This window comes from uncultured Chitinophaga sp., assembly GCF_937898475.1.
Classification (GTDB): domain Bacteria; phylum Bacteroidota; class Bacteroidia; order Chitinophagales; family Chitinophagaceae; genus Chitinophaga.
This window is the reverse complement of record NZ_CALEJS010000016.1, coordinates 180,154-202,131: the sequence shown is the minus strand read 5'-3', so window position 1 is coordinate 202,131 and position 21,978 is coordinate 180,154. Positions and strand designations below refer to the sequence as shown.

General features: G+C 49.6%; 17 protein-coding genes. 14 read left to right on the top strand and 3 right to left on the bottom strand.

Annotated elements, in window-relative coordinates; translation table 11 throughout:
• Positions 1-126: 126 nt before the first annotated feature.
• Positions 127-2,772, top strand: coding sequence for a TonB-dependent receptor (locus Q0577_RS10705; protein WP_298735863.1), 2,646 nt, complete (start codon positions 127-129; stop codon positions 2,770-2,772).
• A 12-nt stretch (positions 2,773-2,784) separates the two neighbouring features.
• Positions 2,785-3,654 (top strand): DUF4249 domain-containing protein, encoded by an 870-nt coding sequence (locus Q0577_RS10700; protein WP_298735861.1) that lies wholly within the window; start codon positions 2,785-2,787, stop codon positions 3,652-3,654.
• Positions 3,655-3,676: 22 nt separating this feature from the next.
• On the opposite strand, the gene Q0577_RS10695 is transcribed toward Q0577_RS10700, so the two are convergent.
• Complete coding sequence (locus Q0577_RS10695; protein WP_298735858.1) at positions 3,677-3,928, bottom strand: hypothetical protein; 252 nt, start codon at positions 3,926-3,928, stop codon at positions 3,677-3,679.
• A 442-nt stretch (positions 3,929-4,370) separates the two neighbouring features.
• On the opposite strand from Q0577_RS10695, the gene Q0577_RS10690 reads away from it, so the two are divergent.
• The 8 genes from Q0577_RS10690 (at position 4,371) to Q0577_RS10655 (ending at position 13,386) form a co-directional block, all read left to right on the top strand.
• On the top strand, positions 4,371-5,216 hold the full coding sequence (locus Q0577_RS10690; RefSeq protein ID WP_298735855.1) for a hemin ABC transporter substrate-binding protein: 846 nt from the start codon (positions 4,371-4,373) through the stop codon (positions 5,214-5,216).
• Between the two features lie 41 nt (positions 5,217-5,257).
• Positions 5,258-6,337 (top strand): iron ABC transporter permease, encoded by a 1,080-nt coding sequence (locus tag Q0577_RS10685; RefSeq protein ID WP_298735854.1) that lies wholly within the window; start codon positions 5,258-5,260, stop codon positions 6,335-6,337.
• Complete coding sequence (locus Q0577_RS10680) at positions 6,337-7,149, top strand: heme ABC transporter ATP-binding protein (protein ID WP_298735852.1); 813 nt, start codon at positions 6,337-6,339, stop codon at positions 7,147-7,149. Before Q0577_RS10685 ends, Q0577_RS10680 begins: the two co-directional genes overlap by 1 nt.
• Positions 7,146-8,189 carry a ChuX/HutX family heme-like substrate-binding protein gene (locus Q0577_RS10675; protein ID WP_298735851.1) on the top strand — a complete coding sequence of 348 codons (1,044 nt, stop codon included), beginning with the start codon at positions 7,146-7,148 and terminating at the stop codon, positions 8,187-8,189. The genes Q0577_RS10680 and Q0577_RS10675 overlap by 4 nt, the downstream gene beginning before the upstream one ends.
• A gap of 350 nt (positions 8,190-8,539) precedes the next feature.
• Entirely contained in the window at positions 8,540-10,585 is a 2,046-nt protein-coding gene (locus Q0577_RS10670) for a TonB-dependent receptor (RefSeq protein ID WP_298735849.1), read from the top strand.
• 24 nt (positions 10,586-10,609) lie between these two features.
• Positions 10,610-11,683 carry an HmuY family protein gene (locus Q0577_RS10665; RefSeq protein ID WP_298735847.1) on the top strand — a complete coding sequence of 358 codons (1,074 nt, stop codon included), beginning with the start codon at positions 10,610-10,612 and terminating at the stop codon, positions 11,681-11,683.
• A 205-nt stretch (positions 11,684-11,888) separates the two neighbouring features.
• Positions 11,889-12,818, top strand: a complete 930-nt coding sequence (locus tag Q0577_RS10660; protein WP_298735844.1) for a J domain-containing protein — start codon at positions 11,889-11,891, stop codon at positions 12,816-12,818.
• 109 nt (positions 12,819-12,927) lie between these two features.
• The gene (locus Q0577_RS10655; RefSeq protein WP_298735842.1) at positions 12,928-13,386 is read left to right on the top strand and encodes a response regulator; all 459 of its coding nucleotides are present in this window, start codon (positions 12,928-12,930) and stop codon (positions 13,384-13,386) included.
• On the opposite strand, the gene Q0577_RS10650 is transcribed toward Q0577_RS10655, so the two are convergent.
• Positions 13,381-13,593 carry a hypothetical protein gene (locus Q0577_RS10650; RefSeq protein WP_298735840.1) on the bottom strand — a complete coding sequence of 71 codons (213 nt, stop codon included), beginning with the start codon at positions 13,591-13,593 and terminating at the stop codon, positions 13,381-13,383. The two genes, Q0577_RS10655 and Q0577_RS10650, sit on opposite strands and share 6 nt — an antisense overlap.
• Before the next feature lie 336 nt (positions 13,594-13,929).
• Positions 13,930-14,724 (bottom strand): SDR family oxidoreductase, encoded by a 795-nt coding sequence (locus Q0577_RS10645; protein ID WP_298735837.1) that lies wholly within the window; start codon positions 14,722-14,724, stop codon positions 13,930-13,932.
• A gap of 372 nt (positions 14,725-15,096) precedes the next feature.
• Here Q0577_RS10645 and Q0577_RS10640 point away from each other — a divergent pair, with 372 nt between their 5' ends.
• The 4 genes from Q0577_RS10640 (at position 15,097) to Q0577_RS10625 (ending at position 21,942) form a co-directional block, all read left to right on the top strand.
• Positions 15,097-18,135, top strand: coding sequence for a SusC/RagA family TonB-linked outer membrane protein (locus tag Q0577_RS10640; protein WP_298735835.1), 3,039 nt, complete (start codon positions 15,097-15,099; stop codon positions 18,133-18,135).
• 22 nt (positions 18,136-18,157) lie between these two features.
• Positions 18,158-19,546, top strand: coding sequence for a SusD/RagB family nutrient-binding outer membrane lipoprotein (locus Q0577_RS10635; RefSeq protein WP_298735832.1), 1,389 nt, complete (start codon positions 18,158-18,160; stop codon positions 19,544-19,546).
• Positions 19,547-19,681: 135 nt separating this feature from the next.
• Complete coding sequence (locus Q0577_RS10630; protein WP_298735829.1) at positions 19,682-21,010, top strand: hypothetical protein; 1,329 nt, start codon at positions 19,682-19,684, stop codon at positions 21,008-21,010.
• Between the two features lie 131 nt (positions 21,011-21,141).
• On the top strand, positions 21,142-21,942 hold the full coding sequence (locus Q0577_RS10625) for a hypothetical protein (RefSeq protein WP_298735827.1): 801 nt from the start codon (positions 21,142-21,144) through the stop codon (positions 21,940-21,942).
• Positions 21,943-21,978 lie beyond the last annotated feature (36 nt).

The following is a 21,978-nucleotide window of genomic DNA, read 5'->3' as shown; positions in this document are numbered from 1 at the left end:
AGCATCAGGATCAGTTGGCAGATTGTGTTAGGAGATTGCCGGGAGTAATTCCTATTTTTGTTCCCGTGCTGTCCATTAAAAGTGCCGTAGTCAGAACCGTTGATCATCAAACTTATCCCTTCGTTTATGTCTCTTAGCGGAAAACTGTTGCTGGGGATCCTGTTGTGTAGTTCCCCGCTGCAGGTGTTGGCTTGGGACTGGCATACCAAGGTTACGCTGGTATTAAAGGATCAGCCCTTGCTTGTGGCCTGCCAGGTGTTGGAAAAAGAATATGGTATTCACTTTTCGTATAGCCGGGACCTGGTAGACCTTTCCCGCCGGGTTACCATCTCGATGCGCAACAAGCCGCTTAAAAAAGTACTGGCAGCTTTGTTCGGGCCTTACGATATTACTTATAACCGCATAGGCAACCAGGTAGTGCTTACGGTGAAAGCCACCCCTGTGCGTACTATCAGCGGCTATGTGGAGGATGGCCGTACCGGCGAAAAGCTGATAGGCGCTACGGTATATTGCCCGGCGCAGCAGGTGGGTACCGTTACCAACCAATTCGGCTTTTACAGCCTGACCCTGAAAAAGGATACCAATAGCCTTGCCATATCGTACATCGGTTATGCCCCGCTGCGGTATAGTCCGCCGCCCAGCGGTAACCGTCAGCAGACCATGGCCCTGCAACCCCTGAACAGCCTGCAGGAAATTGTGGTGACAGAGAACATGCATACCCGTTTGCAGGAGCAGACCCAGATGAGTAAAATCAATATTCCCGTGAATGATGTAAAGGCCCTGCCAAAACTGCTGGGCGAGGCCGATGTTATGCGCACTATACAAAGTCTGCCCGGCGTTACCGGCGGCGCAGAAGGCACTGGCGGTATGAGCGTACGGGGAGGCAGCCCTGATCAGAACCTGTTCCTGCTGGATGGCACACCCGTATTTAATTCCGAACATATCTTTGGCATTTTCTCGGTGTTCAACCCGGATATTGTAAAGAATGCTTCCCTGTATAAAGGCGCTTTCCCCGCACGCTATGGCGGCCGCCTCTCTTCCGTGGTAGACATTGCCATGAAAGACGGCAATATGAAGGAGTACCACGGGGAAGTTTCCATCAGCACCATTGCCGCCAAGTTTATGGTGGAAGGCCCGCTATGGAAAGATAAAACCTCTTTCATAATTTCCGGCCGGCGCTCTTACCTGGATATACTGGCCAAACCTTTTGTTGCTGCCGCTTTGGAAGACGAAGGAGAAGAAGGCGATGTGTTTGCCTTCTTTTACGATGTGAATGTAAAAGTAAACCACATCTTCTCTCCAAAAGACCGCATCTATCTCAGCGCATTCGGCGGCGAGGATGCCGTGAGCATAGAACGTGAGTATGATAATACTTCGCAGGACACCGCCGTAAGGAAATACATCGTGAACAACCGCTTTAAGCTGGGCTGGGGTAATCTTACCGGTACCCTGCGCTGGAACCATGTATTTAACCGGCAGTTGTTCTCCAACGTAACATTCAACTACTCACAATATTTCTTTTTAACCAGCTACCGCTACCAGTATGATCACGTTGGCATCAATGAAAGATCAGACCTGTATGGCAGGTATCATTCCCGTATCCAGAACGCGGTGGGCAAGATCGATTTTGACTACCGGCCCAACCCGCAGCATGCGGTGAAATTCGGATTGGGATCTACTACACACATCTTCAAACCGGGCACATACTTTTTTGAGGATCATTCTGATACCCAGTCTTCGCCGGATACTTCCTATAACAATTATAACACGGTGGGGGTTGAAATGAATATGTATGCGGAAGACGACTGGCAGCTGACCCCATCACTGCACCTGAATACCGGTTTGCACCTGGCTGGTTTCCTGGTAGACAAACGTTTCTACTATTCCCTGCAACCCAGGCTGGGCCTGCGATACCTGCTGCCTGCCAACTGGGCGCTGAAACTGGCTTATACCCATATGAGTCAGCCACTGCATCTGCTCACCAACAACGGCACCAACCTGCCTACTGACCTCTGGGTACCTTCTACCGGGAAAGTGAAGCCCATGTTATCCAGGCAGGCAACACTGGGTTTTGCCAAAACAACGGGCAACGGCGGTTATGAGTTGTCGCTGGAAGGATACTACAAAACGATGAGTAACGTGATCGAATATACGGAGGATGCAGATGTATTCAATTCAGCCGGGAAGAACTGGGATGAACAGGTAATAGTAGGTAAGGGGCGCAGCTATGGTGCAGAGCTGCTGCTGGAGAAAAAGCAGGGCAATACGCGGGGATGGATAGGCTATACACTTGCCTGGAGCAACCGCACATTTGCGGAAGTGAATAAAGGCAGCACGTTTCCTTATAAATACGATCCGCGGCACAGCCTGGAATTTACATTTGTGCAGCAGCTGGGAAAACACTGGGAATTTTCTGCCAGCTGGCAGTTTGTGACCGGTATGCCGCTCACATTGCCTACGGCCAGTTATGAGGGCATAGGCGGTTCAAGCCCTTATGAGCCCGGTGTGCAGGATCCGTCCAGGATAGATGCGATAGACCATCGCAATAACCTGAGAACAGTGGCCACACACCGGCTGGATGCAGGTATTACTTACAGCAAGCAAAAGAAACACTGGATCAAGAGCTGGAACCTGAGCGTGTACAACGTGTATAACCAGCAGAACCCGTACTATTATTATTTAAAGACAGATGAGGTGCGGCAGGAAAGATATGTAGCCAGGATGACGCTGCTACCTATCCTTCCCAGCCTTACTTATGCCATCAAATTTTAAAAGCAAGCATTTATGCGTATTATCATCGCCGGTATAATAGCGGGCATCATACTGCTCACTGCCTGTGAAAAACGGGCCAATGTGGAGCTGCCTTATGAAGGCGATAAGATCGTGGTGAACACCATGGTTCAGGCAGACAGCCCGGTGTACGTACGTGTAACGCAAAGCCAGCCGGCCACTATCCTCAATGACCTGGCCTTTAAAGAACTGCCGCAGGCGCATGTAACGCTGCTGGAGAACGGGCTGCCTTTTGCATCGCTCAGCTGGCAGGTAATAGGCGGCCGGGGCTACTTTGTTTCTGATATACCCGCCAAACCTGGTAAGCGTTATGCGGTCCATGTGGCGGCAACAGGCCTGGACCCTGTTTACGGCTCAGACACCATACCCCGGCAGCCGGATATACGCGATCTCTTTGCCAGGAAAACCGGTAACAGCGTTCGCTTAACCTTATCCGATCCCGGCAGTGAGCAAAATTATTACCGTGTACGCATCTACCGTGCAGATTCGGTGAATGGTGAATTGCGCCCTGTAGAAAAACTGGAGTTCCGCGTAGATCCTTCTCTCACCAACAACTTTGGCGATCTCATGAGCGATAGTTACTACGAAGATGTATTGCTCAACGATGACCGTATTAACGGCAAAGCGCTGCAGCTGGTGCTGCAGACAAGGTTCGACGTGAACTTTGAATACCTGATCGCGGAGGTCTGTGCATTAACAGCCGGCGGTTACAAATATCTCCGCTCTGTTAACAACCAGGAAGAAAATGGCCAGGACGGCTCCAATGTGCTTGGGCAGACCATAAGCGTGTACTCTAACATAACGAATGGCTATGGCATTGTTGCCGGCATACATGCAAAACAGATCAGCTGCAAAGTGGAGTAACAGGTATTAGCTTGCTTGCGTCCTATTCACCAATATGATATCTGTTGATGACCTCGTTGATCTTACAGGAAAATTTTACACATTCAGTGATAATAACGGATTCCAGCTCTTTATAACCAGCTGATTCCAGGTGATAGATCTGCGGATAGACTTTTTCTATCATGCTTTTAGTGGCCGCAATCAGGCCATCCTGCAGGTTTACAAGTTGTTCCTGTTCATACATCGCATCCTTATACAGCGGCGACAACGGATTCAATATTTCGTCCCAATCCATAAGATACAGTTTAAGTTGAATAGAGTTTGTTACAGTCAGAATCGGGCTAGTTATTATAGAACAACGGGCAGCGTATTTAGTTCAGTCAGTTTTTCTTTTTGCGTAAATCCACGCTTTTTAAATTCCCGATTTGATTAATGTTTTACATTTTCGTGACGTAGCTTTGTCCCGCTCATCTACTCCGCCGCATGAATGTAGCCGCCCAGCCCTGCCAGGTATTCTCCGCATACCGGTAGCCGGTCACTAAATTCAATCTATCCGCTGTTTAGTAAACGTACCTGTTGCCTTACACATTGTACAGGCGGCGCAATCGTTGTTCTCATAAAAATACTAGCCAGTGCATGGCGGAGTAAAGTGCGCTGGTGTAGTGATGGTTGGCCCGAACCCCGGGTAGGGTCAACCATTTTTCTTAATACATAGCATTTATTAAATCAAATACCTTATGCAACTCAGAAGGCTACAGCCTGCCATTATATTATTATTCGCCGCCCTGTTACTGCATACCGCCGCAAAGGCGCAGCAGGGCTACAAACGTATTGTATCGCTGAACGGCACTATTACCGAGATTATCTGCGCGCTGGGTTTTGAAAAACAGCTGGCAGGTACAGATGTGACCAGCACTTATCCCGCCAGTGTACAGCAGCTGCCTAAAGTAGGGCATAACCGCAATATTTCCGCTGAACCGGTATTGGCCCTGCAACCGGATCTTATCATTGCCACTTCCAATTTCCTGCAACCCGCCGTGCTGGAGCAGTTCAAACAAACCGGCGTGAAGACAGTGGTGTTGCAGCAGGAGTACTCCATAGCAGGCACCAAAAAGCTGATCATGGACGTGGCCACCGCACTGCAGGCGCCCGGTAAAGGTAAGGCATTGTGCCAGCAGCTGGACAAAGAACAACAGGCCTTGCAGGTATTGCAGCAACCCAGGAAAGTATTATTCATCTACGCCCGCGGTGCTGGCACCCTGATGGTAGCGGGCAAGGAAACTCCGCTGGATAAAATCATTACACTGGCCGGTGGCAAAAATGCAGCAGACGGCTTTAAAGATTTCAAACCACTTACAACTGAATCACTGGTAGCAGCCAACCCTGATGTAATACTGTTATTCGACACCGGCCTGCAAAGCGTAGGCGGAGTGAACGGCCTGCTGAAAGTGCCCGGCATTCCGCAAACCACCGCAGGCAAACAGCAAAAGGTGATCGCTATGGACGGACAACTGCTGTCTGGCTTTGGTCCGCGGCTTATACAAGCCATCCGCGAACTGTCTGACAAGCTGAAAGACGCTTAATGCGAAAACGCTTAATGCTTAGCGCAAATAATACGTGAACGATGATGGAAATAGTAAAAGGCAGGCGCGCGCCTGGCATTCAGCTATCAGCCTTAGGCATCCTGTTGCTGCTGGTGATCATACTGGCCACTGGTACGGGCGCCCTGCATATATCTCCTTTACAGGTGATCGCCATTTTGCTGCAGAAGGCAGGGATCCGTTTACCGGCAGACTGCCCGGAGCACCTGACAGCGGTGTTGTGGACGATACGCCTGCCAAGGGTTTTACTGGCGGTGTTAATAGGCGGGGGACTGGGTATTGCGGGCGCTTCCTTACAGGGCTTGTTCCGTAACCCGCTGGCAGATCCTGCGCTGATCGGCGTGAGCTCCGGCGCTTCTCTTACAGCCGCATTGCTGATCGTGCTGGAAACTAAACTGTATGCTGTTTTGCAGGACATGCAGGTGAACGGACTGTTACAGAGCTATGCCCGTCACCTGCTGACCTTCCTGGGTGCTATTCTGACCGTACTGCTGGTGTTTCGTTTGTCCGTTCGCGGTGGGCGTACCATTGTGTCTGTCATGCTGCTGAGCGGTATTGCGATCAACGCGCTTTGCGGCGCCTTCACCGGTTTAATGACCTACCTGGCAGACAATGAACAGCTGCGCAACATCACCTTCTGGACATTAGGCAGCCTGGGGGCAGCCAGCTGGCAAACGGTGTGGGGCGTACTGCCTTTTATGCTGATACCAGCGCTGATGCTGCCCCGCCTTTCGCAGGCCCTGAATGTGTTTGCACTGGGCGAAAGAGAGGCCATGCACAGCGGCGTAAAAGTAGACAAACTGAAAACGCAGCTGATCATCTACGCCACCATGGCGGTGGCCTCCGGTGTGGCCGTGGCAGGGGTGATCGGTTTCATTGGACTGGTAGTGCCGCATATCATACGGCAGATCACTGGTCCGGATCACCGGGTGCTCATACCCGGTGCGGCATTGGGAGGGGCTATCCTCCTTACGCTGGCAGACCTGATCAGCCGCACCATCCTGGCGCCGGCAGAATTGCCGGTAGGTATCATTACCGCTATTGCTGGTGCGCCGGTTTTCATCTGGCTGATATTGAAAGAAAAAAGATCAATGCTGCTGTAATGTTGAATGTAAAAGATATATCGCTTTCCTTTGGTCCGGCGCGTATACTGAACCGTGTACAGCTGCAGGTGAGCGCCGGGGAGCTGCATGTGATCATGGGAGCCAACGGCGCAGGAAAATCTACCCTGCTGCGCGCCATTGCGGGAGAATATATGCAGTATAGCGGCAGCATCCTGCTCAACGGGCAGGAGCTGCGCAGCATACCCGTTAATGAACAGGCCAGGCAGCGCGCCGTATTATCCCAGCAGCTGTCGCTCCTGCTGCCCTTCACTGTTGAGGAGGTAGCAGGTATGGGCCGTTACGTGTACCGTGCTCAGGAAAACAAGTATGATAAAGAGATCATTGCCTATGCGCTGAAACTGCTGCAGGTGTATGAACTCCGGCATCGTGCCTATACCACCCTCTCCGGCGGACAGCAACAGCGTGTGCAGATGGCCAGGGTACTGGCCCAGCTGCTGGAAACGCCTGATCTGCAGGGAACGGATTACCGGGGCCGCAAAATGCTGCTGCTGGACGAGCCGGTAACGGGGATGGATATACTACATCAGCAGTTAAGCCTGCAACTGGCCACCCGCCTTGCTGCGCAGGGGGTGCTGGTGCTCGCCGTGCTGCACGATTTTCACCTGGCTGCTGCCTATGCTCAAAGCATTTCCTTGCTGAAAGACGGCCATGTGCATGCACAGGGGACGCTGGATACGGTATTAACACCCGCACATATCAAAACATGTTTCGGCGTGGATGTATCCGTTTTGCATCATCCGCTTTGTACATACCCCATGCTGGTTACCAACAAAAATATACTAACAATATGAGTACAACAATGACTGCCGGATTGAAAGAAAAATGGATGGCTTTACGCCAGCAACAACCAAAAACCAGGATTCGCGACGGCGCCCGCAGTTTGGCGGTAAGCGAAGGACAGCTGCTGGCCGCCTGTACAGGTGAGCAGGTAATACACCTGAAAAGAGATTTTCCTGCACTGCTGCAGGGGATGCCTGCTCTTGGCCGTGTAATGGTGCTTACCCGTAATGAAAGCTGCGTGATAGAGCGCAAAGGCGTATTTGAAGATGTGCGTACTGACAACCCGCATGCAGGCGTAGTAGTAGGGAAGGATATAGACCTGCGTATGTTCTTCTCAAAATGGGTACATGGATTTGCCGTGCCGGATGATGAAGCACTGGGCTTTAAAAGATCCTTACAGGTGTTTGATGCGCAGGGCAATGCTGTGATCAAGATCTTTGCGGTGGAAGGCACCGACCTGGCCGCGTGGGATCAGCTGGTGGCAGCGTTCCGTGCGGAAGAGCAGGCAGAAAGTATCGTAGTAGCACCTGCTCCTGCTCCGCGCGTGTATGCAGACAGTGTGGATGCAGCTGCTTTCCTGCAGGACTGGTCTGCATTAAAAGATACACATGATTTCTTCCCGATGCTGATGAAGCATAAAGTGTCCAGGATAAAAGCATTGGAAATTGCTGAAGGCCGTTTCAGCCGCCGTGTACAGCACGATACCGTGAAAGTGTTATTAGAGCAGGCAGCAGCACGCAAGCTGGAGATCATGGTGTTTGTAGGTAATCACGGAAATATTGAGATCCACACCGGACCAGTACAGAAGATCGTGGAGATACCCGGATGGATCAACGTAATGGATCCTGATTTTAACCTGCACCTGAAAACGGATGATATCCGCCAGTGCTGGGTAGTAGAGAAACCTTCTGAAGACGGTATCGTTACATCCGTTGAAGTATTTGATGCCAGCAATGAAATGATCGTACAGTTCTTTGGTAAACGCAAACCCGGTATGCCGGAGCTGGAAGCCTGGAGAGCCCTTGTGAAGGAAATTCCAAATTCCAATTAACAAATTCCAAAGTTTGGAATTTGGAATTTGGATTTTGTTATTTGGAATTTCAACTTTTGATTTTCCCTTTAGGGTAAATTGTTTTCCTGATCCGATCATTCTGCATATATACCATCCCGTACTTTTGTAACGCCACTCTCCGCCGGCATCAAACAATAAAATATTTTTCAGCAAAACATAAGGATTGCTATGCTATGTAACCCTACTGTCTGGCCCGTTGTGCCGGCTGCTATCAGCAATGTGTACAACGGGATCAGGCAGGCCAATTGTCATGTCAACTGTACAGAAAAAGCGAAGCATTGCTGATGCAACAGGTGTACGCCTTGATATAATATAAAAAACATGCTCAGATGAAAAATTTTACGCCGCTGTTATTATGCTGCCTGTTTTGCTCAATGCGCAGCATGGGGCAGGATACAACTGTACAATTAAAAGATGTGGTGATCACAGGGCAATACCAGGCGCAGTCTGTTAAACAGTCTGTTTACCGTGTACGTACCATCAGCAGTGAACGGATCCGCCTGCGGGGCGCAACAGATGTACTAAGTGTATTGAACAATGAACTGGGACTGCGTTTATCCAACGATGCTACCCTGGGTGAAACGGACGTAGAGCTCATGGGCATGTCTGGCCAGAGTGTGAAGATACTGCTGGATGGCGTGCCGTTGGTGGACCGTGGCAGCGCGCGACAGAGCCTGAGCCAGGTAGACGTGAATACCATAGAGCGCATTGAGATCGTGGAAGGGCCCATGTCGGTTGTATATGGTACCGATGCATTGGCAGGTGTGATTAACCTGATCACCCGGAAAGGCGGTGGCAATAATTTGGTTGTAACGGCAAGGGTACAGGAAGAAACCGTGGCCAACGAGTACAGGGCCTTTGATGGTAAAGGCGTACACAATGAAAGCCTGGGGCTGCAGTGGAGCGGTCATGGGTGGTTTGCCAATAGCAGTATAACCCGCAATGATTTTGGCGGCTGGCAGGGAAATTATTCCGGCCGCAAAAAAGAATGGCATCCCAAGGATCAGCTCTTTGCCACCGGCAGCCTGGGTTTCAGCGCCCGGAAATGGGAGCTGTGGTATCGGCTGGATTACCTGGATGAAGACATCAGGAGCCTGGGCGATATCAACACCGGTAATTACAGAGCTACCGACCAGCACTTTTATACCAGCCGTTATACGCACCAGGCGCAGGCGGTATGGAGGGCCAGTGATCGCCTGAGTTTCAACGGGGCCTTATCTTACCAGGACTATAAAAGGAAAACGGAAACCACAATCATGGATTTTCGTACCAATACCTCTTCTTTATCTGCTGATGCAGCTGCGCAGGATGTATCCGTATTCAGAATGCTTTTCTTCAGGGGTACCGCGCAGTACAAATTATCTGATGCGCTGACCCTGCAGCCGGGCGTTACCGTACAACGGGATGCGAGCAGCGGGCAACGCATAGCAGGATCGCCGGCTATCACTGACTATGCCTTCTTCGCCTCTGCAGAGATCAGGCCTGCAGCGTGGGTGAATATTCGTCCCGGGGCGCGTTTCAGCAGGAACTCCGTGTATGATGCGCCGCCCCTTATACCATCCGTTAATACAAAGTTCAGCCTCAGTAAAGATTTTGATCTGCGCTTATCATACGCGCGTGGTTTCCGTGCGCCTGCATTGCGCGAGCTGTATTTTTATTTCTTCGATGCCAGCCATGCCATTAAAGGTAATCCCAACCTGAAGGCTGAGTATTCTCATAGCACCAATGCCTCGCTCAGCTGGCAGGTACCCGGTTTGGAATCATGGCAATATGCCATGACATTGTCTGGCTTCTATAACGATTTCAGCAACCTCATAGATATTGGTTATGACGCCGCTGATCCTGCTATCAGTACTTATATCAACGTGAGCAAGTTCCGGACCAGCGGTGGTATGCTGGAACATAAGCTGAGCTGGAAGGCGCTGGAAGCAGGTATGGGTATTGCTTATATCGGCAGGTATAACCGCTTCTCTGATGATACGGCCTACAACAAAACCTTTGCTACGCCCACCTTTACCTGGACGCCGGAAGTGAATGCCAATATCATGTATCATTTCCGCCGTATGGGCGCTACGCTGAACCTGTTCTATAACTACAGCGGACAGCGGCCTGTCTATGAGCTGGTGAATATCGATAACGCCGCAACAGTGCGGCTGGCAAAAACAGCTGGATATCATTATGCAGACCTCACCGCCAGCAAGCAGATCAACCGCTATATCAGCGTAAATGGCGGCGTGAAAAACCTATTTGATGTGGACCGGCTGCGTAATACTTCTGCAGATGTAGGACAGGCCCACAGCACCGGCGGACCAGTACTGATGTGGTATGGCCGTTCCTACTTTTTAGGATTGAATTTCCGCTGGATTAAAAGTTAAGATCAAATAAATATCTATAAGCACATGTATACAAAAAGACCATCCAAGAATGCCATGGTGCAGATGCGCAGGCTTTTTTTATCTCTATCCCTGGTAGCGGCGTTCTGCGCCTGTAGCGATGATGACAACGCCGTACCGGTGATCCCTCCCTCAGAAGGATCGCAGCTGAAACTGGACGGCGGTGGAGGTACCGGTGCGCCCAATTCCGTATTCGTTGACTTCAGCGCAGACAAGCAGACAGCGGTGCCCCGCACCAGCTGGACACTGGGATTTTACTCCGGTGCAGATTACCGTGTGATCCTGAACTACACCGCTTCCACCGCTGTGGTGGCATTGAATAAAACAGACATCAGCCAGGTTGGTCTTGCCGACAGCACGGGTATCAGCCTGGGGCTGGGCCAGGGCCAGGGTACCATGGATATGGTGGATGATGTATATGGTGATCTTGGCAAGACCGCGATCGCCGCTGTATCTGGCACCGATGCAGACAATAAGGTGTACCTGTTGAAACCTGAAACAGCCAGCGCTTCAGATCCCAACACCTGGTATAAGATCAGGGTAAGCAGGAACGGTGATGTATACAGATTACAGTTCGCTAAACTGGGCGCTACTACCATACAGACAGCAGATATCAGCAAAAACGCTGATTATAGCTTTACGTTCTATTCGCTGGAATCTGCCAGGACCGTGAACGTAGCACCGAAGAAAACAGAATGGGACATACAGTGGTCATATGGCTTGTACTTTGCCGGTGGCGGGGCCGCCATGATCCCCTACCTGTACTCCGACTTTGTATATACCAACCGCGAAGCGGGTGTGCAGGCAGCAGAGGCCACTACTGCAGACGGTTTCGATTATGACAGCTTTGCATTGTCTGACGTAAACAACGCAAAGCTGGTATACAGCTCGCAGCGGGACGCTATCGGCAGCAAATGGAGAACTACCTCCGGCGCAACCCTGGGAATCAAAGCTGATCGTTTCTATGTAGTGAAGGATCCCGCCGGTAATTATTACAAACTGAAATTCATCAGCGCGGGAATAGGCCAGGACGGCGGCGAACGCGGTTATCCTGAGATCGCTTACAAACTGTTGAAGTAGGAGGGGGCCATGGTCCATAGTACATAGACCATGGCCTTTATGAATTATAAGTAGCACAAGGCATAAGAGGCAATTACTTAATTGCCTCTAATTGTTTATGCGGGGCATAAACTGTTTACGGACCATGGACTATGGACCATCGGCTCTTCTCCGGTAAAAGTGACAGCATTGCAGGGGGTGGTATGTTTATTGATACAGCCAGCGTATGGACTTCAAAGACTATTATAAAGTACTGGGAGTAGAGAAGAATGCATCAGAGGCAGACATAAAGAAAGCTTACCGGAAGCTGGCGGTGAAGTATCACCCGGATAAGAACCAGGGTGACAAAGCGGCAGAGGAAAAGTTCAAGGAGATCAGTGAGGCTTATGAAGTGCTGGGCGACCCGGAGAAGCGGAAGAAGTACGATCAGCTGGGTGAAAACTGGCGAAATTATGAACGTTACGGCGGCCAGGCCCAGGATTTTGACTGGGGGCAATGGGGCGCCGGCGGACAAACCTATTCATACCAGGGTAACCCGGAAGATATTTTTGGCAGTGAAGGCGGACATTTTTCCGATTTCTTTGAACAGCTTTTCGGGCAGTTCGGAGGAGGGGGAGGACGACGCCAGGGCAGAAGCCGCAGCAGCCGCGGTCAAGATCTTACCGCCACCATGGAAGTGCCGCTGGAAGACGCCTATAAGGGCGGTACCCGGCAGATAGTGGTGAACGGCTCACGGTTGAATGTTAAACTGAACCCCGGCCTGTACGAGGGTCAGGTGATACGTCTTAAAGGCAAAGGTGCGCCCGGCAGGGGCGGTGAGAACGGCGACCTGCTGATCACCGTTAAACTGGCTTCTCACCCCGGTTTTGAACTGAAAGGCCGGGATATTTACGGCGATGTGGATGTGGACCTTTACACCGCCGTAATGGGCGGCAAAATAACAGTGCAGGGGCTGGGCGGACCGCTGAATATGAATATTCCTGCAGAAACAGACAGCGGAAGGGTATTCCGTTTGAAAGGTATGGGAATGCCGGATTACAATAACGCCAGCCAGCCGGGAGACCTGTACCTGACAGCAACAGTGCATATCCCTCAGCATCTTACAGAGAGGGAGAAAGAATTGTTCCGTGAACTGGCCAAATTACGGAAACAGTAGGCGGTACCCCCTGCAGCACCTTTATCGGCTATTTTGGGCTTCCTGACCGGAAACCGTACTGAGCAACCAACAATTGTTGTAAATTTAGCCTTAAACCTTGTACTGAAAAATGATCATTAATGGGAACGGCCAACAGAGCAGGAAGTGCATCCTGATAGCGGATGATGATGCGGATGACCGGGAGTTGATAAAGGTGGCCTTTGAGGAGAACGCCGCAGATGTGCAAATATCTTTCGTAGAGAACGGAGAGGAACTATTACATTACCTGCACCGCCAGGGAAAATACCAGGAGGAGGCACACTACCCTGCTCCCAGCCTTATCTTACTGGATCTTAACATGCCCAAAAAAGACGGGAGAGAAGCACTCAGGGCCATTAAGGAAGACCAGGCGTTGAAATCACTGCCTATTGTTATCCTTACTACATCTACTTCCAATAAAGATATTGCTAAATGCTACGAGCTGGGAGTAAACAGTTACATGATCAAGCCCACTAATTTCACTGATCTTATTCAATTTGCCGGTATGATCTATTCTTACTGGTTCAATACCGTGCAGCTGCCGTTATAGAATCCTTCTGAAGAGGTCCGTTTCCCTGGCCCATTCAACCATAAAGGAGGTCAGGAAATAACCCGCAGACAGGATCATCAATCCTACACCGGTAATGCCAATCTGGAAATATGCTTTAACACTAAGAAGACCAGCTTCACCTGCGGCATAGGAAAGTAAGGCAACGAGCGCTCCCATCACAAGGGTAATCAGGGCGGTTCTTTTCATGAAAACGAGGTTAGAACGTAAAAGTATCGCATGAGCGGTGAAGGTAGTACTTTTGTGTTATAAAAAAGGGAAATATTTGGGATTTCCGCTGATAATGATAAAGATGCATATTCCTAATGTATTTATACTTTAACCTAACCCTGTTACAACTCATTGGAAAATTGACATCAGCAAAGCGACCGCCTGAACAGGCGGTCGCTGTCTTAATAATCACGTTATGAAAACCCAAAAACAAACACCTCTTCAGGTGTGAAATCGCTTAATGCTGGTGCAATATTAGGTTTTTCTGCCTGTGTGTGTAGTTAATCCACGGTTAAGATGGACAGCTCCCACCACTTAAAAGATCGTCTTTAAAATGCCGCCGTCTGCACGCAGGGATGCCCCGTTGGTAGCGGAAGACAGCGGGCTGGCAATATAGGTAACGAGGTTGGCTATTTCGGCTACATCTGCAAAGCGCTGTATAATGGAAGAAGGGCGCATGGTTTTGAAGAACTCTACTTCCGCCTGTTCGGGCGTGATCTTCCTGGAGGCAGCCACCTGCTTAATGAATTCATCGACGCCTTCAGAACGGGTAGGACCGGGCAGGATGGTATTAACGGTTACCCCGGTGTTCCTAGTCAGTTCTGCAAGGCCGCGGCTTACAGACAGCTGGGCGGTCTTGGTAGTGCCGTAGTGGATCATTTCTTCGGGAATGTTGATCGCAGACTCGCTGGAGATAAAGATGATCCTGCCCCAGTTCTTTTCCAGCATGGCCGGCAGTACATGGCGCGAGAGCCGCACACCACTCAGTACGTTCACTTCAAAGAAACGGATCCACTCTTCATCGGTGATCTCCAGGAAGTGTCTGGGCTCAAAGATCCCGGCGTTATTCACCAGTATATCTACCGCCGGAAGTTGTTGTACCAGGCGTTGTACTTCGTCTGCTTTTGAGAAATCTGCGGCAATGCCTGATATGCTGCTGCCGGGAACCAGCCGGGAGAGCTTTTCTGTTACCTGCTTCACCTTTTCTGCCGTTCTGCCGTTGATGATCACACCTGCGCCTTCCTGCAGCAGCTGCAGGGCGATGGCAAATCCTATTCCCTGGGTGGAGCCGCTTACAAAAGCGGTTTTCCCTTTTAACTGTAAATCCATTTGAAAACTGTTTTTATGTTATATGGTAGCTGTTTACCTGTTATGCAAAGGTCTGTGTTATATTAATAGCAATACGCCAGCATGCGTATACTTTACCAATATTTTACCTTATTTTAAGCAATAGTTATCGAACAGGTTAAGATATGGGTAGTATCAGCCAAGATCATTGAAGTATATTGTTATAGCAATGAATAATTTTATCCCGTTCCTTATAAGTCTTTTTAACCGGGGAAGGGGAAATTTATCATCATTCTTTTTTGAATGGAATACGAATCCATTGAGTGTGCTTTATTGCTGTAAGTCCGAACTACGGCAGGGGCTTTGTATCCCGAACAATGAAAAACAAATAACCAAACTAAAATCTGAATCGTCATGAGTCTTAAGCCGTATTTGCTATGGTTCGTAGCAATATTATGCTGTGTGGGTATTGACGCCTATGCCCAGTCTGTTACATTAAAGGGGAAAGTAACAGACAAGAGTGGTAACCCGGTTATCGGGGCTACCATCAAGATTAAGAACAGTGGTAAAGGCACCACCGCCGGCGCCGATGGATCATTCGAAATTGCTTATGACGGAACAGCCGTGCTGGTGGCTACGGCTATTGGTTTTGACCCGGCAGAAGTAACAGTCAGCAACCAGTCGTCTGTTACCATCACTCTTTCCGAAAACAAGAAAGAGCTGAATGAAGTAGTGGTAACCGCCCTGGGTGTAAAGCGCGATAAACGCGTATTAACCTACAGCGCCCAGGAAGTAAAAGGCGCTACGCTGGCGGCTGCCAAAGAGCCCAATATCGTAAATGCGTTATCCGGCAAAGTGCCCGGTGTACAGATCACCAGCGCTTCCGGTACGCCGGGCAGCGCGTCCAGGATCGTGATCAGGGGCGCCACTTCTTTCTTTGGAGAGAACCAGCCGCTGATCGTAATAGACGGTGTGCAGATCAATAATGACGAAACAGGTAACCTTACCATGGGGCCGGGTACCAACAGGCTGGCGGATATCGACCCGGCTATCATAGAGAACATCAGCGTACTTAAAGGCGCTGCCGCTACTGCATTGTACGGCTCTTCCGGCGCCAGGGGCGTACTGATGATCACCACCAAAAGCGGTTTGGCCAGTGCAGACAGAAAACCCAGGGTGAACTTCTCACAGGATCTTTCTTTTGAAAAGCCCTGGTTCCCCGAAGTACAGGACAAATACGGCCAGGGTGAAAGAGGCGTGTTTTATAACGGTGAAGACCCGGACCAGAAAACCAGCAGCTCCTGGGGGCCGCTGATGGATACTTTAATGGTGAACGGGCAACGCGCCAGGAAGTACAACCAGCTCAAGGATTTTTTCAGAACAGGTATCACATCAACCAGTGCGCTGAGCGTATCAGGCGGCAACGGTAATTCCGATTACCTGATGTCTTACTCATATATTAACCAGACAGGTACCGTGCCTGAAACAGATTATAAAAGGCATGCCCTCTTTGCAAAATACAACACCAAAATACTGAGTAACCTGAACAGCACTTTCCAGCTGAATTATTCCAGCTCTACCAACGACCGGGCGCCGGAAGGGTATACACTGGAAAGCCCTATCTGGACAGTGTATACAGCGCCTATTTCATGGGATCCCAAACCCGCGCTGAACCCTGATGGTACACAGCGCGTGTTCCGGTACTCCAGGAACAACCCTTACTGGGCAGTGGAGAATATCACCAACAGGGCCAGGGTGAACAGGTTCATACCCGTAATCACCTTAAACTACAGCCCTTTCAGCTGGCTGACCATTACAGAACGTGCAGGAGCTGATCTTTACACTGAGCAGGATAAATACCTGGAAGCTATCGGCTCCAACTCCAATCCCCTCGGTAAGATCATTGAGCAGAACATTACCTTCAGGCAGTTTAATCATGACTTCATTGTGAATGCCAATAAAACGTTTGGCGATTTCAATGTAAGCGTGCTGCTGGGTAACAACGTATTCTCGCTGTACAGGCAAACAACAAACGCCACGGGCACAGGGCTGAGCGTGGAAAACTACGAGAACATTAACCAGGCCTCCAATATTTCCTTTATCGATAATGAGGTACGCTCGAGAAAGGTTGGCTTCTACGCACAATCCAACATAGACTATAAGCGGATGCTGGTGCTTTCGCTGACAGGCCGTTATGATGGCAGCTCTGTATTGGCGCAGGATAATTCCTTCTATCCCTATGGTTCAGTAGCCGGCGGATTTATCTTCTCTGAACTGTTGTCACCCTCGCTTTCCAACATCATCAACTTTGGTAAGGTAAGAGTGTCTTATGCAATAGTAGGTAATGATAACGTGTCGCCATATTCACTCAGCACACCTTTTCAGAAACCAGACGGCATGCCGGGTTTGGGCGCCATCACTTTTCCTTACCAGGGGCAATCCGGTTACCTGCTGTCACAAACATTGGGTAATCCCTACCTGCGTAACGAAAAGCTGAATGAATTTGAAGTAGGCCTGGAAACAAACCTGTTCAATAACCGCATAGGCCTGGAGGCTTCTTATTTCAACAAGAAAACAAAAGATGGCCTTATCCCCGGTGTAGCAGTGGCATATTCTACCGGGTTTACCGGCACTACGGTGAACTCAGCGCGCATGTCCAACAAGGGCGTGGAACTGTTGCTGAACGCAAAACCGGTAGTGGGCAAGAACTTCAGCTGGGACTTCACTTTCAACTTTACCAAGATCAGTAACAAGGTGCTGTATATATACAATGATATGGAGCAGCTGGGCAACGGGTTTACCACCATCGTGGTGGGGCAGCCCTATGGCGTGATCATGGGCAGCTCCTTTAAAAGGAATGAACAGGGACAACTGATGATAGATGAAACGGGCCTGCCTTTTTCTGATGGCAGTATCAACAATATCGGTAACATTACGCCAGACTGGACGGCCGGTTTAACCAATACCCTGCGGTATAAGCAATTCAGCCTGAGCTTCCTGTTTGATATGAAGAAAGGCGGCGATATACAGAATAACGTAGATGGATATGGTTATTTCTATGGCACACCAAAAATAACTGAAGACAGGGCAGACAGGGTAGTAGAAGGTATCAGCGTGGTAGATAACAAGCCGAATACAATTTCGGTTTCCGGTATGGATTACTGGCGCAGGTTAAGCGGGGTTACTGAAGCGGTGATACAGGATGGTACCTACATCAAACTGCGTACGGTTACCTTCAACTATGATTTCGGCAGAACACTGTTCCCGAGAAGCTTCCTGAAGTCGGCCTCCTTTGCAGTAACCGGGCGTAACCTGTGGATACACAGCCCGCACTTTACCGGTGGAGACCCGGAAACCAGTCCGTTTGGCTCCAATAACGGATCGCAGGGCATTTACTCCTTCTCCACACCGACTTCCCGTTCCATCAACTTTTCACTGAAAGCCAGTTTTTAAGCCGGCGCAAAAATATTAACGGATGAAAAAGATATCATTGATCATAGCAGTTGCAGGATGTGTATTTACAGCCGGTGGTTGTAAAAAGTTCCTCGATGTAAACAAAGATCCCAACAGGCCGGAATCAGTACAGGAATCAGCCTTGCTGCCCCCGGTGGAAGTAGCCCTTTCGCATGGCTTATACGGCGGTAATGCCGCCATTATTATACAGGAGTACCTGCAGACTATTGCGTTGAACCAGCCGGTACCCAATGCAGGAACCTATTTCCAGCTGCATACCGATATTGATGTGGACTGGAACGTGTTGTACGCCACCTGCCTGACCAATATGAACAGGCTGGATGCGGTAGCCAAAACCAACGGCAATCCAAACTACCAGGCCATTGCCAAGATACTGGCCGCCTATACCTGGGGCACAGGCACGGATATGTGGGGCGATATTCCCTTTTCACAGGCGTTGGGAGGTGAACAGCAGTATACACCCGTGTACGATAAACAGGAAGATATCTACAAGGGTATACAATTGCTGCTGGACAGCGCTATTGCGCATATTGCAGAGCAGGGTGCAAAAGCGCCCGCAGGCGATGACTATTTCTACCAGGGAGATATGAGCAAATGGGAAAAACTGGCCTACACACTGAAAGCCCGTTATTACATGCACCTTACCAAAGCGCCCGGCTACAACGCCGCCACACAGGCAGATCTTGCACTGGCAGCGCTGGAAAAGGGTATGGCCTCCCATGATGACGACCTGAAATTTCCCTACGCAGGTATTGCGGGACAGGAAAATGTGTGGTACACTACATTCCTGCCAAGTTCTACTTTGATACTGGCATCCGGCATTGTAGATTCATTGAAGGCGCATGACGATCCCCGTTTACCCAGGATGGTGAGGCCCGCCAGGCAAACCGGTTTGTATACCGGCCGCCAGATCGGTGCAATAGACATTGGCAGCCTGGAATCTTACTCCATCCCTACGGATTTTTACCAGGGGCCCGGCGCCAACAACTACATGGTGACGTACCTGGAAGCCTTGTTCCTGAAAGCAGAAGCCACCCTGATCAAATCCGGCGCTACCGCCGCCCAGCCTATTTACCAGCAGGCTATACGCGCGCATATGGAAAAGCTGGGTGTGAGTGAGGCTGCAATAGATACCTACCTTGCTGAAAGGGGCACGCTCAGCGCAGGAGATGCATTACGCCTGATCATGACGGAAAAGAAAGTGGCCAATTTTCTTAACATAGAAAACTGGGTAGACTGGAGAAGAACAGGTTATCCTGCCATGACCAAAGTACCGAATGCCTTGTCTGACATACCCCGGCGCTTACTGTACCCGCAGAACGAGATCATCGCCAACCCGCGTCCGGAGCAGGGCGCGAAGCTGACAGACAAGATGTGGTGGGATCAGTAAATATGCATACACTTCTTGATAGTATAAAGAGGCTGTCCGGTATCAGGGCAGCCTCTTCCTGTTTTAAAGCGGCAGATTTTACTATTTTTACGGCTATTACAACTATCAGCGGTAAACTAAAACCATATTCACGTAATGGAGATGATCAAAGTTTTAAAGAAATGTACTGCAGCTTTACTGGTATCATTTACGGCGATGGGCGTTCAGGCCCAGACCTTCAAAGACGGTAAGTTATGGCTGAATGAAGATGGCAGCAACTACTTCAAGCTTACCCTGATATCACAGGTGTGGATCAGGAACACCGATATGAATCCCGGTACCACTATCAACGGGTTTGAAAAGGATAATTTTACGGATATCGGTATCCGCCGCGCCAGGATGCAGGCATTTGGACAGATCACAGACCGGGTGTTCATTTATGCCCAGGTGGGAATGAACAACTTCAATTATTCTGCAGACCGGAAAGCAGGATTCTTTATACATGACATTACCGGGGAGTACGAAGTGGCCAGAAAGCACTTATCTCTCGGCGCAGGTCTCTCTGCGTGGAATGGTTTGGTGCGCTATGCGGCGCCCTCTGTAGGTTCTATCCTGGGTATAGACGCGCCCCTGTTTGAACAAACCACCAACGACGCCACTGATCAGTTCCTGCGGAAACTGAGCCTGTATGCGAAAGGTAAATTCGGCAAACTGGATTACCGCCTGGTAATGAGCAGCCCCATGTCTATTACTAAATCTGCCGGCTACACGCCCACTATCGGCAGCAATGCCACCTTCTCTCCCAAGCCGCCTAAAATGCAGTGGCAGGGATATTTCCAGTGGCAATTCCTGGATGAGGAGGCAAATACCACTCCCTATATGACGGGCACATACCTGGGCACTAAAAAAGTGTTCAACATCGGCGCCGGCTTCCAGTACCAGCCGGATGCCATGTGGCGTACCGGTCATAACAGCGATACAATTGAACAGGCCATGCAGCATTTTGCGGTAGACGTATACTACGATGCGCCGCTGAATGCCGCCACCGGTACTGCCATCAGCGCCTATGCCGCCTATATCAATTTCAACTACGGCAATGGTTTTAGCCGTAACCAGGCTACCATGAACCCCGGCAACGGCACTAACCGCCCCGATATATTGAATGGCAGTGGTAATGGCTATCCTTCTTTCGGAACAGGCAACCTGTTGTATGGCCAGGTGGGTTATAAATTCAAAAATGAGCTCATCGGCAAAACCACACTGATGCCTTACGCCAGTTTGCAATATGCGCACTATGACCGCCTGCAGGATAATATGGCTTTCTGGGATACCGGTGTTAACTGGCTGCTGAAAGGACATACATCTAAACTCACCTTTGCATACCAGAGCAGGCCCATTTACCAGGTAATGCCAGGCAGCCTGCTGGCGGAAGCAACCGACAGGAAGGGAAGCTTTCTGCTGCAGTACCAGGTGTATTTAAATTAAACGTAAGCAGGCAGTTTAAACATAAATAACATACAACAATATTGAAAGCTGTCTCCGGTGGAGGCAGTTTTTTTTGCAGGTAGCCAGATAATATTGTAATTTCGAATAATATTAAAACAAGCGTAACCCATATGAGAATCAAACAATCTATTGCTATCTTACTGGTAGCATCTCTGACAATTTTTTCCTGTAGTAAAGACGAAGCCCCTGTTGACCCGGACGAAAATCAACCAGGAACGCTTATTACAAAAATGACCCAGGGAGTTAATCCTGCAGACGACACTGTTTTCGCTTTTAACTATGATGCAGACAGGCGTATTAAAAGCATTGTTGATGTAGAGGAACTGGATACCTTCGAAGCTGTTTACAGTACGGCAGGGCTAATCACCGAAGTTGCCGGTAAAGGGGCGAACAGCTGGGGAAGCACTTCTTTCAGTTACAATGCAGGTAATCAGCTGGTGGAAGCCAATTTTGTGGCCAGCAGCGGCGGCTATAAAACCAGGTATACCTTTGAATATACCAACGGGGTTGTTTCAAAAAAGAGCTATTATACATCCGGTCTAGGAAATCCTGATTTTACCCTGGTGAACTATACTACTTATGAAGTAACGAATGGTAATATCACCAGTGCGAAGCAGTATGGCTCCGGTAATACCTTACTGTATGAAATAACGTATGCTTATAATAATGAGCCCAACGTTTTTCAGCCGATCTGTTTATTTAACTGGATGAATTTTCTTGGAGCAGACGAAATTGCAGGTATAGAAATGTTCTTCAATAAGAACCTGGTCACAAGCGAAACTTTTGCTTATCCCGGAGATCAGCCTGAAAGCAATACGTATTCCTATACTTACAATGACAAGAAACAGCTGACAAAGGTGGTGGTTAACTCCGCATCCGGTGGGGCAACTACCAGGCAGTTTGAATATTAATACATCGATCAATAACAGGAAAGGCCGTCTCAACAC